Here is a 16350-nt window from a genome sequence, read left to right as displayed (position 1 = left end):
TACCGCCATACCGGTCGAGGTCGTGCGACGCGAAATTCCCGCCGATGAAATATCGGATGCCACCGTGATATTTGGGCTACGTGATCTGCGTGAACGTTATGCTGCAGAAAACCATATCCGTTTCCTGGCAGAACGTGACGCCCTGACCAAGCTTCTGAACCGGTCGACATTCAATGACCGCCTTGCCGAGGCACTGACGAAATCAGATGAAACCGGCATTCCGTTGACGGTGATGTGCATTGATTTCGACCACTTCAAGGAACTCAATGACAGCTTCGGCCATATTGCCGGCGACCATGCGTTGCGGGAATTGGGTGAACGCCTGTCCGAGCTGTTTAGCGATAATGTGGTGATCGCGCGTGTTGGCGGTGATGAGTTTGTCGCCCTGCTGTCGCACCCTGAACAATCAGATATGGATAACGTTATCGCCCGGTCGCGCGAAACCGCCCAGCAAATCCTTGATTGTGTCGCGCTCCCGGTTTTCATCAATGCCGAACACCGTGCGAAGCTCTCTGCAAGTATCGGGATTGCGCATTATCCGACCGATGGCAATGACGCCGAAAGCATTCTTTTTCATGCCGACCTTGCGATGTATCGAGTCAAACAATCGGGCGGCAATGACATCGTTTTCTATTCGTCGGAAATGGACGAGGAATACCGCTTCAAGCGCCAGCTTTCGTCGAACCTGCGTCACGCGATGGAGAACGGCCAGCTTGAACTTCATTACCAGCCGCAATGCGAGACCGATGGTAATGATCAGGTGATCCATTCGTTTGAAGCCTTGCTGCGCTGGACCGACCCCGAACTGGGATCGATCCCGCCCGGACGGTTTATTCCGATTGCCGAGGAAACCGGTCTGATTGTGCCGCTGGGCGAATGGGTGCTTAGAACCGCCTGCAAAGAAGCCGCACGCTGGAAAAATCCGCTGGGCATCGGGGTCAATCTGTCAGCGGTTCAATTGCAGAAACACGAACTGCCGGAACTGGTTGCCGAGATCCTGAACGAAACCGGTCTTGATCCGAAACGCCTTGAACTGGAAGTCACCGAGACAGCCCTTATTCACAATCCGGCGCGCTCGATGAAGATCCTTTCTGATACCAAGAAGCTGGGCGTGCGGATTGCCATGGATGATTTCGGCACCGGTTATTCGTCGCTTGCGACCTTGCAGAATTTCCCGGTGGATCGCATCAAGATCGACCAGTCCTTTATCAAGAAGCTGGTCAGCAACGATCAGGCGATTGCCATCGTCCGTGCGGTGATCAATCTGAGCCGCGACCTCAACCTCGAGGTGATTGCAGAGGGGGTCGAAACCGACGAACAGGCAAGCTTCCTGAACGATCATGATTGCCGCTCTGTGCAGGGGTACAAGTACGGATATCCTAAGCCGATAAGCGACTACGCACATGTCGTTAACCCGGCGGAATTCCCCGAAACCACTGCGAATCGGGACAGCGGCATTGAAACCGTCTGATTGTTATGGAACCGGTAAAGGCATAATGCGTTTCAAATAGGCAGGGCCATTGCAATTTGTGACAAAACAGGCAGCAAAAACGTGACCTTTTCCATGAGGTTGAAAGTTTTTTGACGTTTTTTGAGCAACAGCTCTTGTAACTCGGCCATCTGCCTGCCTATATTTGACGTGTGCCGAGCCCGGCACATTGACACTACCTGTCATAAGACGGAGTAAACATGATGAATAAGCGCAAAGCAGTTGCAATCGCCATTGCCCGTGAACAGCAGATCGCCCGTTCGATGGAAATCCTGTTCGCCGGTACCATTCTGGCCGTCATCGCATCGCTTCTGGTCATCTGACCTACGCTTCGCTTTCATCATTAGCGTCCCCATTCAAACCAACTGGTTTTGAAGAGACCTTCTTTTAAATAGCTCCATGACACATCACAGCGTCTTTTCGGTCATCATTGCGCGAATTATCAGCCCGGTTGTCTAAGGACACCGGGACGTATCTGTTCGCCTTTTTGATGCACTGAATATCTGTGAGCATTGTCATGACTGATCATGCATTTGCTGCGTCCGCAATGGACGCACATACCCCCAAATCCGTTTACTGTTTCTCCGTTCACGCCGCTGCTGAACCGGACGTGATGCCGCGCGTTCTCGAACTGTTTGCCAAGCGTAATCTGGTTCCGGCCAGCTGGCATTCGACCGTTGCCAATGGGCTGCGCGGTTTCGAGGAACTTCAGATCGACATTCAGGTCCAGCAACTTGAAACCAAAGTTGCCGAGCACATCGCGCGATGCCTGCGTCAGATCATTCACGTCAATACGGTTCTGACATCGGAAAAAGGCTATTCAAACTCAGCGCTTAGCGCGTAGGCTGTCTTGGTTGCGGCACTGCAAAACTGTCAGTGCCTATGCCCGACAGGAGTTCTGAATTGGCCTATCTTGATCATATCCATGCGTGCAACAACGCCAATCTGTCGCGCTATGCCCGGTTTCGCATTGACGATATTCCGGTCGGTGCCATCCGGTCAGAATTTGCCAGCGCCCTTACCGCGCTTGGGGACAGCTTCATCCGTGACGAGAACGGCGAATATGGTTTTGGCCCGCACATCAAAACCATTGATGCGCTCAACCAGACCTTGATCGAGGCGACCGAGGCTCTGTGCCAACAAGGCGTGATCAAGCACCTGCACGGCGAAAAGTTTGATATCCGCAATCGGCTTTCCGATGATCCGTTGTGCCAGCTGGATCGGTTTGCCATGCCCTATTTCGGATGCGGGTCGTGGGGCGTGCATATGAACGGCTTTGTCCGCAAGGCCGATGGCATTCACATGTGGATCGCCAAACGCGCGCTGGACAAGCCGACCTATCCCGGCATGCTCGATAACATGGTCGCAGGCGGCCAACCGACCGGGCTTGGTTTCCGGGAAAACATGATCAAGGAATGCGCCGAAGAGGCCGGGATTCCAGTAAACCTTGCCGAAAAGGTCGTTGCGATCGGTACCGTTTCATACCTTTATGAAACCGACGAAGGCTTGAAACCCGATGTGATGGTCAATTTCGATCTGGAATTGCCAGAGGATTTTGTGCCGCATTGCGCCGATGGTGAGGTCGCGCAATTTGATCTTTTACCAATCGCCGAAGTGGCCGAAATCGTCCGCACCGGATTTGACTTCAAGTTCAACTGCGCCCTGGTCGTGATCGATTTTCTGATCCGCCACGGATATCTCACGGCGGATAACGAGCCATCCTATTGCGAACTCGTCACCGGCCTTCACCGCAGCCTTGAGCCCTGATCCGTCCTTTGCCGACACCGCAAACAAGAATGGCACCAACCCGATCCGGGTGGTGCCATCTTCTTGCAGGCTTATAGAATCTTACTGACGCGGCGTGTTTGGCCCGCCCATCAATGCGCCAACGGCCATCACCGTCAGTTTGGCGCGCAGATCGGGATCCAGCTGTTCAAGGTCACTTTGTTTACTGCGAAGCGCCTTGACCGCTTCATTGATCAGTTCCTGACGACGTTCGTCCTCAGGCGTTGCGATCTTGCTTTTCTTTTTGCCAAGCTTGGCATCGGCGGCATTCAGCGCCTTCATGATTTCGGTATGCGGGGCGTCGGCCTGTTCGGTCAGGGTTTCGGCAAGGGCAAGCGCACGGGCTTCTTCCAGCGACATGCCTTCTTCCTGATGGGCAAGGGCGCGGTCTTCGATGCGACGTGCCTGACGCGCCTGAGCGGCTGTTTTTTCCGCAGTGGCGCTGTCACGCATATGCAGGGATTGCGCGTCATTATAAGCCTGAATCGCATCCCGGCCTTTTTTGCCGACAAAGACGCGCATCAGCGTTTCCTTGAGCAATCCCATCAAATCATCCCTTGATTAAACATCCAGCCCTCGCGTGCAACTGATGTGCGATCAGTATGCGCCCAAAGAGTTTCGAAAACATTGCACCGAAAGACGGCGAAATTTTGCAACGTTCTAAATATGTTGTGCGACGCGGGTTTCTTCAACTGCCAGAATGTAGTCGATCAGTGCCTCGCAGTCGCTTGTTTGCAGATGTTCAAGATCACAAACAAAATCGACATTCCCCGCAGCCGGGTCATCGGCATGACCGACAATACCGACTTTGACATATTCCGCGTCCAGTGCATCGAGTGCGGAAATCAGATCGGCAACACTGACCCGATCTTCTGCCGTCATGGACGTTCGGATCAGAAGCAGGATATCGGCGTCGCAATCAATCACCTGCAGGGCAATGGATTGTGCATCGGAATGGCGGGGCGCCACATCGACGTCAAACCCGCCATCGGCAAACAGGGTTGCGACATGTTTGTGGTGTTTTTCTTCGACGGAGGATGCTGTCGCCAGAAGAAGACGCGGGTGGCGTCCTTCCATTTCGGCGAATTTGGCCAGACTGCTCGCAAGTTGAGGAGACGTCATGTTACCTCGCTTGAAACTGCCCTTTGCCATACGATACGGCAAAGCGGGCCAGTGCAGATTTCCTGCACCGCATTCCCAGTATCCCTGTCAAAACCTTGGCTGACAAGCCTTGCGATCAAAACAGTATTTACCAGCCTGCCATTGCAAGCGGATCGACACCAATCACATGACCATGCCCACCCAGGATCAGGAGATAAAGAACAATCCCGGCAAGGATATCCCGCCCCCGAAAGGCCCCCTTTAGGCCTGACAGCGAAAAGCGTCGGGTTGCTGCCAGAAGGATCGCCTGTTCGCCATCCGTCATTCCGCGCAGACGGATTTTTTCCATCCGCCAGAACCCGATCAGGGCAAAAATGCTGCTGCCGCCAAAGAACAGGACGGCGACGATATCACCATTGGCAATCGTGTGTCCGGCCCCCCAAAGGATCATGCCCAACAGCAGTGGATGACGGCAAAACCGATTGATGCCGGGTTTTGCCGGATCAAAGCCGGTTTTTCGACCAATCGACAGCGGACAGGGTTGAAGAATGGCACAGGCCCACAAAATACAGGCAGGCAACATGACAACCACAAGGAGCTGTGCCTGCCAGGTTTGATAGTCCCAGAGCAAAAACGACTCCGCGACCAAAACCTCGTGAATGACCCAGCCAAACAGCAGAACTGACAGGATCGAGAATGCAATAATATAGGGGCGGTACCCGATACGTCTTACAAGCCTTTCGCGCAGCAAGCCCGGAATAATATGGCCTGCAAGGAAAACGGTCACTGCAATGAAAAACCCTGCCAAAACGCGATCCCCTCTTTACATTGTGGCTTCAACATGCAAATTGCCCTGTTCGCGCAGACGGGCCGGGGTGCGAATCTCCAAGACCCTTGCGTTACGCGATATTAGCGGATACCTCTGTATCCCTGTTTGACATCGAACAACAAGCACCTGCCGCCGGATATTCTGGCCGGCAGACCAAGAAATACGGAATATACTCGAAATGAGCTGGACGCCGGAAAAGATTGAATTGCTGACCTCGCTCTGGAATCAGGGTTGGACCACGGCACGCATCGGTGAAGAACTGGGCGTTGGCAAGAATGCCGTCGTTGGCAAGGCACACCGCCTTGGACTGCCCAAGCGCCCGTCCCCGATCCAGCGCCGCGCCGAGGAAGCAGAACAGAAAAAGGCACCGGCCCCCAAACAGCAGACCAAAGGCATTTCGATCTTTGATCTTGGTCCGGGCATGTGCCGTTGGCCGTTTGGCGATCCGGGCGATGACGACTTCCATTTCTGCGGCAAGAAAATCGTGCCGAGCAAGCCTTATTGCGACGAACATTGCGCACAGGCCTATCTTAACGGCAAGAACCCGCGCGAAGACAATCCCCCTGCACAGCAGGGTGGCCCCGGCGGCAAAGGCCCGCAGGCTGCAAGCCGGAAATAATCTGTTCTGCGCCTGGCAATTGCCCGCAGAGACACCGAGATACAAAAAAGCCGCCTGATCCGGGCGGCTTTTTCGTTGGGCGATATCAAGGTTGGGTTGATTACCTTGTTTGCAGCACGTATTTGGCAAAGCCTTCCTGATCCTCGCCAACGAAGCTGATATTGTCAGGTGCGTTCACGGCCGAGGATGCCTTGGGGCTGGTAACAAACGTTACATCGGACGCCTCACCGATTGGGGCAAAGGTCCAGTTGCCATCCGCCTTCGGATCAATTTCCTTTTCGGTCAGGATATAGTTGGCAAGCACCGTACGGTTTTCATCTGGTGCCTCGACAATGATCGTCGATCCATCAAGGCCCGGGAAATTGCCACCACCGCCGGCGCGATAGTTGTTGGTCGCAACGACAAACTTCTGATCTGCTGTCACCGGTTTGCCTTCGAAGCTCAGATTGACGATGCGGTGACTGTCGGGATTGATCACTTCGCCCGCCTTGTTATAGCGGGCCGGTTTGGTGACATCGATTTCGTAGGTCACGCCATCAATCACATCATAATTATAGGTCGGGAAATCCGAGTTGATCAGAGCTTGTTCTTCGCTGCTGTTCGGATCAATCTGATTGAACTGGCCTGCTGACATTTCAAGCCATTCACGCACCTGATCACCATCAAGCAATACTGCGCGCACGGTGTTTGGATAGATGTAAAGATCCGCGACATTTTTAAGCGCAATTTTGCCTTCGGGAATGTCGGTGAAATAGTCCGGACCACCACGACCACCGGCCTTGAACGGCGCCCCGGCCGACAGGATTGGAATGCCATCATATTCCGATCCGTTCAGGATCTTTTCGAGATACCATTTCTGGGCATTGGTCACGATCTGGATCGAAGGATCATCGGCCACAAGCGCAAAGAAGCTGTTGATCGGTGCCGACGTGGTGCCCACACCTTCGCGCATATAGGCAATGGTGGCTTCGTGCTCTTCCTTGACCGCGGCAATGATTTCCGGATCGGCTTCAACCAGCGGCGTCACGGTCCGGCCTTCGCGCTGATAGATCGGACGTGCATCAGACAGACTGTCGGTGACACTCCATTCGCCGTCATCGGTGACATTCAAGGTCAGGTCAATCACGCCAAGATGGCTGCCCCAGAAGCCAGGCATCACTGCCGCAACGCCGTTGATTGTGCCTTTGGCAATATCGACACCTTCAAGATCGGAAAAGGCCTCAGACGGGAACACAGTGTGGGCATGGCCAAACAGGATCGCATCAATGCCATCGACTTCGGAAAGGTAATAGGTGGCATTTTCTTCCATGCCATTACGCGCCATGGTCGACAGGCCGGAATGCGGAACAGCAATGACGATATCCGCACCCTTTTCGCGCATTTCCGGGACATATTTTTTTGCCATCTCGACAATGTCTTTTGCAATCACATTGCCTTCCAGATTGGCCTTGTCCCACTGCATGATCTGGGGCGGCACAAACCCGATCACACCAACCTTCGCCTTGTGCACCTTGCCGTCATTATCGGTAAACTCCCGATCCAGCAGCACATAGGGTTCGAAATACGGCTTGTCGTTGTCGGGATTGTCATCGCCATCATCAACAAAGACGTTGGCACTGACATAGGGGAAGTTGGCACCGGCCAATGATTTACCGAGGAAATCGAGACCGTAGTTAAATTCATGGTTCCCGATATTGGCCGCGTCATAACCAAGAAGGTTCATCGCCTTATAGACCGGATGGACATCACCGTCCTTAAGACCACGTTCCTTGGACATATAATCGCCAAGCGGATTGCCCTGGATCAGGTCACCATTATCGATAAAGACAACGTTCTCTGCCTCGCCACGTGCGGTTTTAAGCAGGGTCGCGACCTTTGCCAGACCAACCGTGTCGGACTCGCCATCACGGTAATAGTCATAATTAACCAGCTGCGTGTGGATGTCGGTGGTTTCGAGGATACGCAAAGACACCGTGCTATCGGCCAATGCCGTGCTGCTTACCAGTGCAAGTGCCATCGAAATCCCGGTCATCCGGGCAGCGTTTTTGTGAATGAATACCATCGAGCCGTGTCCCTGCTTATGCGTTAAACCGCGAAACTGTAATCCCGTTTAAATGGCGGGGTTTTGAAGATTTTGCGAAAAAGGCAGGGCAAACACAAACAGAAACGCCTGCCACGATCGGCAGGCGTTTCTGGTCTGAGAGATATTTGGTGATCAGGCTGGCTGCATCGCGGTTGACTTGTATCCGCGAATAACCTCGTTGCCGGGCTCCGGATCGTGTGGGACGTTCAGGGCCAACACCAGCGAGACAAAGGCCATGGCGGCCCCGGCAAGGAACACCGCACCCGGCGAAATCAGCCAAATCAACCCGAAGGCCGCCGGGATGAAAACAGCCGCGATATGGTTGATCGTAAAGCTGACCCCGGCGGTTGAGGAGATGTCAGCCGGATCGGCGATCTTCTGGAAATAGGTCTTGATAGCGATCGCCAGCGCAAAGAACAGATGGTCAATCACATAAAGACCACCGGCCAGAATGTGGTTTTCGACAAAGGCGTAGGAGACGAAAACAATGAACAGTCCGACATATTCGAAGACCAGCGCACGGCGTTCGCCCCATTTGCCGATCATCTTGCCGATTTTGGGGGCCAGGAACATGTTGATCACGTGGTTAAGCAGATACAGCAAAGTGATGGTTGCTGCGTCATAACCGAACTTCTCGACCATCAGGAAGCCGGCAAACACGGTAAAGATCTGACGGCGTGCGCCACTCATGAAAGTCAACGCATAGTAAAGCCAGTAGCGTTTGCGCAGGATCAGCTTCTTGTTCTGCGGATGGGCATCAGCAAATTTCGGAAACGCCCCCCAGACAAACAAGGCGGCCAGGACCGTCAACGCACCGCCGAACAGATAGACGTAGCGATACTCGACGGCAAAGACTTCGAGCATCACCCAAACCATGCCAAACATGATCAGCGACGAAATTGATTTTGCCGACAGTTGCCGTCCCATGACCATGGCGGTGCGATCCTTGCGCACCCATTGCAATGACAGGGCCTGTTGCATGGTTTCGAAATAATGGAAGCCGATCGACATCAGAACCGTCGTGCAATAAAGCCCGATCACGGTCGGGAAATAGCCCGATATGGCAACGCCAATTCCAAGCACCAGCAAAGACAGAACTGCAAATGTCTGTTCACGCAGGACCAGCAGCACAAAAATCGCGGTAAAAGCAAGGAAACCGGGGATTTCACGCAAGGACTGCAAGATGCCGATCTCGCGGCCAGTGAAATCGGCCATTTCGACCGAAAAGTTGTTTAGAAGCGCCATCCAGGTCGAAAAGGACAGCGGCATGGCGGCCGCCATAACGATCAGCAGAACTTCCGGATTGCGCCAACCCTTATGAACCGGGGCTGCACTCACATTATTGGGGGCGTCGGGCGCATCACCAAGTGGGGCCGCGTGATTGCTGGCTTCCGGTATGATTTCGTTGGACATTGTACCTCCGAGGACAGGATCGTTGTGGTGGCGACGCCCCTGTCACATCTTGTGCGTTTTGGAATGCGACCAAGTTAAACCTGTCCGATCCGTCTGTCTTGCGGTAATCTGCCATCATATATCGCAATCAAGACAGATTTGAATGTCGCCGCATCATGGTTCATATCCTCAATACCTTTGACGGACGTCCGGAACATCACAACAAGGTCCCCCGCCCGCGTGAGTTGCCACGCGCGGTATATGTCCGCGTCAGTGATATGCCTGCTGGCTATCATGTTGCGGCACATAGCCATGACTGGAACCAGCTTTTATATGCGATTGAGGGTACGATGACCGTGGTGACAGAGGCCGGGATGTGGATCGTGCCACCACAGCGCGCAGTATGGGTCCCGCCCCACACGCAGCATGCCGTGACCTGCACCGGGTTTACCCGAGCCCGCCACCTTTATATCGGTCGGGACGTTGCCGCCAACCTGCCCGATCGCTGCATGGTTCTGGAAGTCAGTCCGCTTTTGCGCGAACTGATCCGGGCCGCAACAGAAATTCCGGTCGAATATGATGAAGATGGGGAAGAAGGACGCCTGATCCGGGTGCTTCTGGATCAGATCAAGGCGCCAGATCAGGACAAGCTTTACCTGCCTGCGCCCAAGGACACCCGACTGGCACGCATCTGCGATCACTTGCAAAGTGACCCGGCAGATAACCGCACGCTTGAGGATTGGGCAAAAGTATGCGGTGCCTCAAGCCGGACGCTTGCCCGGCTTTTTCAGCGCGAAACCGGCATGCCATTCCGCGAATGGCGGCAAAAGCTTCGTCTGCTCCATGCGCTTGAAAAGCTCGCCAATGACCGTCCGGTAACCGAGATTGCACTTGATCTTGGATACGAAACCCCATCGGCCTTTATCGCAATGTTTCGCAAGGTCACAGGCCGCACACCGGGCAGCTATTTTCGCTAGGCCCGGGATGCTCAGTGGTCGTAACGGGTTACACGTGGTTTTGGCGGAATGATCTCGTGCTCGGGCTCAAGATATGTTCCGTACCGCTTTGTCACTTTCACATGGTCCCGGCAAGGATTCTGTCCGTTGGTGCACATGTTGTGAAGCTGAACCATGAATTCCGAGGACAAGCCGTTTCGTTCATGCGTCGCGTTTTCCGACGCCCGATTGGTAAACCTGCCATTGCTCAGACGATCAAGGCGCTTATCCGCTTTCGGCGCAACGGCACCGTCATGATGCATGACGCGGATGCCTTCAAGAAACGCCATCATTTCCATCACTGATTTAAGGATCCCGACGCTGTTTTCGAAGGTTCGGGTCACGGCGACTGAAGCTTCTTCTATGTAGTCGGCAAATAATCCATCACCGTCTGCATCGGAAGGTTCGTATTTGTGTATGCCCGCTGCCATGCGGCTTTTCCAAGCCTGATGGTTGGGCTCATTGACGCGACGCCCTGGAAGAATATGGCTGTTTTGTCCCCAGTCACGTCCATGACCGGTACAATTAACCTCACCCTTCCGGCGTGCCGGATGTGGTTCGTACGACATCATCTCTTTCCCCAGAGCGTAATAATTGCGCTTCTCTGATATCCATGCCCTTACTTGAACGCAGATATTCCCACTCTGTGAACGGACATGTGTCTTATTATTTAATCCACAAATACCACAGGTTGTTTGCTGGAATTGCACATTCCATCCATATGAATATGCAAATTGTCCAAAAAACGTGGCAAAACCCAGCTTTTCGGCTTTGGAAAAGCACGCAGCAGCCAACAGCCCCCAGATACACTATCCGGTCTGATGCGCATTTATGCCTGGATCAGGAAACAGAAATACACACTGCAATACACACCGGGTGATCGCAAGTCAGCCTCACCTCGGGCAGTGATACATCCAGTCCTCTATGGTCGACCTTGAGTTTATTTTTAGTGCGAGACCCGTGATACGACATCATTCGCCGCTTGAATGCGGTCGCCATAGGCCATCGCCTTCGCACCATGGTTGAGCGACGGAATGCGTTCCGACGCGCCCAATACGGCCAGCTGGTCAATCACGGCCAGCACCCATGGGCGGGTGTCATTGCCTTCGCCACCTGCTGACGACGTGTCTTTCGTATGATCCAAAAGTCGCTCGTCTGCGCTGAAGATATCATTTTCATTAGACACAGAACGGATGGCTTCCAATACGCGGACCAGTTCAGAAAGCGACTTCATCATATCGAAGGTCGCCGCAAGAGACTGGTTCACAGAAGACGGTTCTGCACCTTGCACCATCTCAGGATCGCCAAAGCATGACGCTGCTGATGGTTCATCATCAAAGGATAGGAACACCGGTTCCTGATCTTCCCGGCTCTGCCAGAAATTGTGATTTTTCTCGCCTTGACGACGTCCGGGTAACACGTGGCAGTTCTTTCCCCAGTCGCGGCCGGGGCCGGCATAGTTTTTCTCCCCCGTCCGGCGTGCCGGATGTGGTTCTGTCGAATGCATCTAATCCCCCAAGGTTCGGTGCACACACTGATAAGGGCCGCCAGCGTTTTCTGTTTTTCGTCATAGGCGGCATCTCTGTTTTTTGGATTTTTACCATGTGCAGCGGGGTGACAATGCACGAAGCGTCCAAAAAAATGTGCGAACCATCCAAAACACCTAATAAAGGGATTTCGAAAAAATAATCCCTAACATCCCGTATAGCCATAAGACCTTAAAACCAAAGGTATAATCCAGATCCACTTACGCAATCATAATACCTTTGCGTTCATTTTAACCTAAACCTATACCTTTGTGGTTTTGACGGAACGCCCGGTTTCCGCTTAATATGAAAAAAATCTGGTATTAGAGATGTCGAATATTAATCCAGATGCACCCGCGCAAGTAGCGTTGTTTGCAATGAAGCAAAACCGGGAGTCAGGCATGACACAGTCAGCAACCCATACTTTTTTCACGGTCAATGACCTACCCATGTCCAAACGTTATGACGTTTGGCAAAGTAGTATTGACTGCATTTTCAGCGTCGAAACCCTTCCCGACATCCGCAAGAACAACTTCCATGCAACATTGGATGCGGATCTGTTGGGATCGATGATGATTGCCCGCACCAACAGCACACATCAGTTCTGGGAACGCAGTTCCAAGACAATCGCTGCCGACGGCATGGATCATTATATGGTCCAGCTTTACTATAACGGTGGTATGTCGACAGATGATGGCAAGGACGGCCAGGAAATAGAAGCTGACGGCTTGCTCTTTCAGGACCTGTCGCAAGTCGCACGGGCGACAACAAGCGATTTTGATAACCTTGCCTTCATCATTCCTCGCCCCCTTCTTGAAGACCGGCTTACCCTGCCCGAAGATCACAACATGCGGTTTCTCAGCCCACGTGACCCGATGGTCCGGATTGTTGCAAATCTGATGCGCTCGCTGAAGGCCAATGCGTCTGCGCTTAAGAGCGAGCATGCCCATGTGCTTGAAAACAGCTTTGCCGATATGCTTGCCGCCTGCCTCAATTCCGCATATGGCGAAACAAGCGAGACGACCAATAAACGCCAGAACCTTGAAGTCATGACGCTAATCCGGCGTTATTTCCGTGAGAATTTTTCGCGCCCCGATCTCACCCCGGACCGTGCGGCAAGAGAGTTAGGCATTTCACGGTCCAAGCTGTATCAGTTGCTTGAAGAGCATGGCGGCGTTTATCGCTATACACGTGATCTGCGTCTGCGCCGTGCCAAGCAATTGCTGAGCACCACAACGAAGCGCCCCCGTTCCCTTTACGACGTCGCGCTTGAGTGCGGGTTTTCCAGTGACACGTCCTTCATCCGGGCATTTCGCGAAAAATTTGACATGACGCCGGGTGATTTCAGACGCAGCCAGCAAAATGCATCGAATAACGTGCAGGACGCGGATGGCAGTGAACGTGATACACGCTATGAAAAGTGGCTGCACACCCTTTAAAGAGCACCTTTTGCCGCCAAACCGTGTCAGATTTCCCGCATCTCTGACATGAAATTTTATCAGTATTGCCCGCCACCAACTTACGATATTCCTGAAAACAGGTGCCAAGCACCCGCCACCATTCAGGAAGATCGCAATGAACAGTTTCTGGTCTGGAATTGGGTTACGCCTTGCCGCGACCGGATTGTTCGGGGTCATGAACCTGTTTGTACGGTTGGCATCCTTTGAGGCCCCGACCGGTCAGATCGTTTTTTGGCGGAGCAGTGTCGCACTGATCCCGATTGTGCTGTATCTGATGTGGCGCAATCAGTTTCCCAGGGCGCTTAAAACCAAACGCCCGTTTGGACATCTGAAACGCAGCACGTATGGCTGCGTTTCGATGTTTCTGGCCTTTGTGTCACTGGCTTATCTGCCACTGGCGCTGGCCACTGCACTTGGCTTCCTTGCCCCGCTTATTCTGATCCCGGTTGCGATCATCACGCTTCGTGAAAATCCGGGATGGCTTGTGATCAGTGCAACCATCGGCGGCTTTGCCGGGGTGTTCCTGATGCTGTGGCCGATGCTGTCGACCCCGGGGCTGGATCACAATACCCTGATCGGGATTGGTGCCGGTGTGGCCTTTGCTGTCACCACTGCCTTTGCCAAGGTACAGATAAAGTCGCTGACCACGACGGAACCATCCGGCACTATTGCCTTTTACTTTGCCGTGATCTGTTCGATCGGTGGACTTTTGACCATCCCGTTTGGCTGGGCCCCGCTTTCGACAAGCAATATTGTCTTTCTGATTGGCGCCGGGCTGACCGGCGGGCTTGCCCATATCGCCATGACCGAGGCACTGGCGCGTGCCCCGGCATCGACCCTGTCGGCCTTTGAATATACTGCCATGATTTGGGCGATCATTCTCGATCTTGTCGTGTTTGGCGTATTGCCGGCCCCGATCAGCCTGATGGGCGGGGTCTTCATCGTGATGGCCGCGGCCCTGGTGATGTTTAACGACCAGATCGTTGCAGCCGTTGCCCGCAAATTCAAAAGAACGCCCGAGACATCAACCGAGCCGGCCAACTCCCCGGCCGAATAACCCGGCGATTAGGCCAATTTGGTTTCCTGAAGCTTGGTCAGGGCATGCAGGGCAAGATTGGTCGGCGTCGCGATACCAAGCTCCGCCCCCTTGCGAACGATATACCCGTTCAGGAAATCAATCTCGCTTGCTTTGCCGCGTGCCAGATCCTGTGCGGTCGAGGAAAACTGACCGGGCATGGTTTCGGCGATCTTTTCAATCGCGCCCCAAACATCACCCGGCACCGTCACTCCACATCCCTTGGCAACGGCCAGACATTCATCCACCGCATTACGCATTACATCCCAGACACCGACACCTTGCACGACCTCACCGTAAGGGAGCTGCGTGATCGCCGAAAGCGCATTATAGGCACAGTTCAAAATCATCTTGGCCCACAGGGCGCCGTCGGCATTGTCGGAAACCTCAACCGGAATTTTGGCTGGCACCAGTGTATCGACGACTGTCTGACTTTGCGCAGATGGGCCGATGACAAGCTCGCCCCGCCCGTGGTGTTTGACGTGGCCCGGGCCGCCCATACTGGTCGCTACATAGACCACCACCGGAATGACGGGTTGACCAAGAACACCGCCAAGTCGTTCGGCGTTATCCACACCGTTTTGCAGGCTTAGCACAATTGTGTTGGCAGAGATGAATGGCTTAATCTGCTCGCCGGCCTCAATGGTGTCGGTGGACTTAACGCAAAACAGGATCATATCCGCACCTGCAACACCGGCGGCATCGGTATTCCCGGTCACGATGACATATTCCTGCGAGGATCCGAAATCGAGCAACAAGCCATCGCGGTTCATCGCCTCGACATGGCTGGGACGCCCGATCAGGGTAACGTCATGACCAGCACGGGCAAGCATCGCCCCGTAGTAACACCCAACTGCCCCGGCACCCATAACCGCGATTTTCATGATGACTGTTCCTGATTTAGATTTATGTCGCTGTCACAGGAAACATCATCTTTGAAGCGCCATGCAGATCAAGCAAAGATTTCGGGATGTTCCCACGCAGGGGCTAGCCGATTTTTGTGACCGACACATGGCCTGCCGTCCAGCCGCCCGGCCAGACTTCGGCCTCGCCATTACGAAGCGTGCGAACCAGTCCAATCGGCACATCCTTGGCAATCAGAACTTCGCCATCGGCACCGTCATCAAAGGTCGGTTCGGTCTCGGCAAAGCGGCCGGTATGTCCTAGTTGCGGTTCGCACGGGGTATAGACCGAACAACCGGAATAGTTGGTCGGATTGTTGGTGGTGTTGACCGCAGCACCCGTCGTGCCGCAGGCAGCAACCACGGTCATCAGTTCAACCGCACGCGCCTTTGCACAGCCAAACACCCGGTGATAGCCCGATGGTGTCAGTGTCATGGACGGGACCAGCAACAAATCAATATCAAGCGGTGCCAGCAGGCAGGACAAGGCTGGCATTTCAATATCGAGACAGATCAGCACGGCAACATTCAGCCCACGCCATTTGATGACATTAAAAGCCTTGCCCGGCGTCAGGTTCCAGTTTTCAGGTTCCTGTTCGCCCGGAGTCAGGGAAAGCTTGTCCTGAATGATGGCATCGCCTTCGGGGGTGAAAATCATTGCGCTGTTGGTTTGCCCGGCATCTGGATTTTCAGGATCAATGTGCCAGGGCATGCTGCCAGCCACGAGCAGCATGTCATGCTTTTTGGCAAGCTCGGCACCATATTTTCGGGCCTCTGGTGCAAGGTCGGCCATCCAGGCGATTTCTTCACCTGTTTGCAGACCATCTGGCTTGAAGGCCAACCATTGTTCGCTGGCATATTCCGGCAAGACAAAGATCTTTGCCCCCTGCTTTGCCGCCTCGGCCATCTGGGCATCAACGTGATTGGCCCACCCCGCCATGTCTTTAACGGGTCGGCCAAGGTTCGTCGCCCACAGGGCCAGGGTTACATATTCGGGGAAGGATGCCGGAGACGTCATGATCAGCGTTCCTGATATTCAGAGGGGCGTTTAGCTATAAGCGGCATGATCCGGCCATCAACTGACAGCCGGATCA

At 53.8% G+C, this 16350-nt stretch carries 16 protein-coding genes; 7 read left to right on the top strand and 9 right to left on the bottom strand.

Annotation, left to right across the window (positions count from 1 at the left end):
* The 3 genes from B2T33_RS19465 to B2T33_RS19455 all read left to right on the top strand — a co-directional run.
* The coding region (locus B2T33_RS19465) for a putative bifunctional diguanylate cyclase/phosphodiesterase (protein ID WP_286792925.1) at positions 1-1471 on the top strand (1471 nt) is incomplete at its 5' end.
* A gap of 535 nt (positions 1472-2006) precedes the next feature.
* Positions 2007-2333 (top strand): hypothetical protein, encoded by a 327-nt coding sequence (locus B2T33_RS19460; RefSeq protein ID WP_286792924.1) that lies wholly within the window; start codon positions 2007-2009, stop codon positions 2331-2333.
* Positions 2334-2392: 59 nt separating this feature from the next.
* A complete protein-coding gene (locus B2T33_RS19455; RefSeq protein ID WP_286792923.1) occupies positions 2393-3256 on the top strand; it encodes an NUDIX hydrolase in 864 nt (287 codons plus the stop codon).
* A gap of 81 nt (positions 3257-3337) precedes the next feature.
* Here B2T33_RS19455 and B2T33_RS19450 read toward each other — a convergent pair whose 3' ends face one another.
* The 3 genes from B2T33_RS19450 to B2T33_RS19440 all read right to left on the bottom strand — a co-directional run bounded on the left by B2T33_RS19450 (position 3338) and on the right by B2T33_RS19440 (position 5183).
* Positions 3338-3820 (bottom strand): hypothetical protein, encoded by a 483-nt coding sequence (locus B2T33_RS19450; RefSeq protein WP_286792922.1) that lies wholly within the window; start codon positions 3818-3820, stop codon positions 3338-3340.
* A gap of 114 nt (positions 3821-3934) precedes the next feature.
* On the bottom strand, positions 3935-4396 hold the full coding sequence (locus B2T33_RS19445) for a hypothetical protein (protein WP_064780015.1): 462 nt from the start codon (positions 4394-4396) through the stop codon (positions 3935-3937).
* 127 nt (positions 4397-4523) lie between these two features.
* The gene (locus B2T33_RS19440; protein WP_286792921.1) at positions 4524-5183 is read right to left on the bottom strand and encodes an NnrU family protein; all 660 of its coding nucleotides are present in this window, start codon (positions 5181-5183) and stop codon (positions 4524-4526) included.
* Positions 5184-5382: 199 nt separating this feature from the next.
* Between B2T33_RS19440 and B2T33_RS19435 the strand changes: the two genes are divergently transcribed.
* On the top strand, positions 5383-5823 hold the full coding sequence (locus B2T33_RS19435; RefSeq protein ID WP_286792920.1) for a GcrA family cell cycle regulator: 441 nt from the start codon (positions 5383-5385) through the stop codon (positions 5821-5823).
* 100 nt (positions 5824-5923) lie between these two features.
* On the opposite strand, the gene B2T33_RS19430 is transcribed toward B2T33_RS19435, so the two are convergent.
* Positions 5924-7885, bottom strand: coding sequence for a bifunctional 2',3'-cyclic-nucleotide 2'-phosphodiesterase/3'-nucleotidase (locus B2T33_RS19430; RefSeq protein ID WP_286792919.1), 1962 nt, complete (start codon positions 7883-7885; stop codon positions 5924-5926).
* 153 nt (positions 7886-8038) lie between these two features.
* Positions 8039-9319 (bottom strand): MFS transporter, encoded by a 1281-nt coding sequence (locus tag B2T33_RS19425; protein WP_197145946.1) that lies wholly within the window; start codon positions 9317-9319, stop codon positions 8039-8041.
* A gap of 155 nt (positions 9320-9474) precedes the next feature.
* Between B2T33_RS19425 and B2T33_RS19420 the strand changes: the two genes are divergently transcribed.
* Positions 9475-10275: an AraC family transcriptional regulator gene (locus tag B2T33_RS19420; RefSeq protein ID WP_197145948.1), complete on the top strand. Its 801-nt coding sequence runs from the start codon at positions 9475-9477 to the stop codon at positions 10273-10275.
* Between the two features lie 11 nt (positions 10276-10286).
* On the opposite strand, the gene B2T33_RS19415 is transcribed toward B2T33_RS19420, so the two are convergent.
* Together B2T33_RS19415 and B2T33_RS19410 are read right to left on the bottom strand one after the other, a co-directional pair.
* A complete protein-coding gene (locus B2T33_RS19415) occupies positions 10287-11087 on the bottom strand; it encodes a hypothetical protein (protein ID WP_286792918.1) in 801 nt (266 codons plus the stop codon).
* Between the two features lie 152 nt (positions 11088-11239).
* Positions 11240-11800: a hypothetical protein gene (locus tag B2T33_RS19410; protein ID WP_197145950.1), complete on the bottom strand. Its 561-nt coding sequence runs from the start codon at positions 11798-11800 to the stop codon at positions 11240-11242.
* A gap of 420 nt (positions 11801-12220) precedes the next feature.
* Here B2T33_RS19410 and B2T33_RS19405 point away from each other — a divergent pair, with 420 nt between their 5' ends.
* Positions 12221-13258: an AraC family transcriptional regulator gene (locus B2T33_RS19405; protein ID WP_197145951.1), complete on the top strand. Its 1038-nt coding sequence runs from the start codon at positions 12221-12223 to the stop codon at positions 13256-13258.
* Positions 13259-13394: 136 nt separating this feature from the next.
* Positions 13395-14336: a DMT family transporter gene (locus B2T33_RS19400; protein WP_064779785.1), complete on the top strand. Its 942-nt coding sequence runs from the start codon at positions 13395-13397 to the stop codon at positions 14334-14336.
* Between the two features lie 8 nt (positions 14337-14344).
* On the opposite strand, the gene B2T33_RS19395 is transcribed toward B2T33_RS19400, so the two are convergent.
* Positions 14345-15238, bottom strand: coding sequence for a ketopantoate reductase family protein (locus B2T33_RS19395; RefSeq protein ID WP_064779786.1), 894 nt, complete (start codon positions 15236-15238; stop codon positions 14345-14347).
* A 103-nt stretch (positions 15239-15341) separates the two neighbouring features.
* On the bottom strand, positions 15342-16274 hold the full coding sequence (locus B2T33_RS19390) for a nitrilase-related carbon-nitrogen hydrolase (RefSeq protein WP_197145953.1): 933 nt from the start codon (positions 16272-16274) through the stop codon (positions 15342-15344).
* Positions 16275-16350 lie beyond the last annotated feature (76 nt).

The organism is Thalassospira sp. UBA4513 (assembly GCF_002388495.1).
In the GTDB taxonomy this organism is placed as follows: Bacteria; Pseudomonadota; Alphaproteobacteria; order Rhodospirillales; family Thalassospiraceae; genus Thalassospira; species Thalassospira tepidiphila.
This window is presented reverse-complemented; position numbering and strand designations above follow the sequence as displayed.